We start from the raw sequence: 875 nt of genomic DNA, 5'->3' as shown, positions 1-875 counted from the left end.
TGTAAAATGAAAAACCGCCCGACAATTTGCCGGGCGGTTTCTTATTAGAAGACTTGCTCAATTTCCTTTACTCCTGGAACTTCTTCAAGAAGAGCACGCTCAATACCTGCTTTAAGCGTAATTGTTGAACTTGGGCAAGAACCGCATGCACCAAGAAGACGAACCTTTACAATTCCATCTTCTACTTCTACGAGCTCAACGTCTCCACCATCACGTAGCAAGAAAGGACGGAGCTTATCTAATACTTCACTAACTTGTTCAACCATTTCAGTACTTGTTGACATATAAAACAACTCCTTTCTACTACCTATTATAAGGGTGTTTGAAGAAAAAATCCATGATTGTGCTTGATTTTACGCGAATGAACAGGTGAAATATTGGAATGAGAAGAAAAATGAGTGAAGAGAGGCATGTACCGTTCATTATTGTTTTGTTTTATAATGATATGTGAGTGTTTTGAGATCGTGAAAGGATGAGGCAAAGTGAAGATAACCGTTTACGGTGCAGAGGAAAAGTGTGCAAGTTGTATCCATCTTCCAACTGCAAAAGAGACGATGGAATGGTTAGAAGCAGCTGTATCAAGAAAATATCCACAAATCCCTTTTGTTTTTGAATATGTGGATATTGATCAATCGCAGCAGAATCAAGATCATCAATATTACGCAGATGCGATAAAAGACGATGAATTTTTTTATCCATTGGTAGTGTTGGAAGGAAATGTGGTAGCAGAAGGAAATCCAAAGCTTAAGGAAATTTACGGGAAAATTGAAGAGTTATCTACTATGTAAGAATGTTCTCCTCATGATCGTTCCATTGCGCTGCAGCCACTCGCTTTCCGCGGGGAGGTGGTGAGCCTCCTCGGCTGCGCCTGTGGG

General features: G+C 40.3%; 2 protein-coding genes. One reads left to right on the top strand and one right to left on the bottom strand.

Going from position 1 to position 875, the window contains the following annotated elements:
• Positions 1-44: 44 nt before the first annotated feature.
• Positions 45-284, bottom strand: a complete 240-nt coding sequence (locus JCM9140_RS22140) for a NifU family protein (protein ID WP_034751854.1) — start codon at positions 282-284, stop codon at positions 45-47.
• Between the two features lie 198 nt (positions 285-482).
• On the opposite strand from JCM9140_RS22140, the gene JCM9140_RS22135 reads away from it, so the two are divergent.
• A complete protein-coding gene (locus tag JCM9140_RS22135; protein ID WP_034751853.1) occupies positions 483-788 on the top strand; it encodes a YuzD family protein in 306 nt (101 codons plus the stop codon).
• Positions 789-875 lie beyond the last annotated feature (87 nt).

Origin of the sequence: Halalkalibacter wakoensis JCM 9140, from assembly GCF_000513095.1 — a bacterium.
Classification (GTDB): Bacteria; Bacillota; Bacilli; order Bacillales; family Bacillaceae_D; genus Halalkalibacter; species Halalkalibacter wakoensis.
Note: the sequence above shows the minus strand (reverse complement) of the source record. Positions and strands in the feature narration are given on the sequence as shown.

What these genes read in the sequence shown, in the direction of transcription:
- JCM9140_RS22140 (WP_034751854.1), bottom strand. Translation starts at nt 284, where the DNA reads ATGTCAACAAGTACTGAAATGGTTGAACAAGTTAGTGAAGTATTAGAT.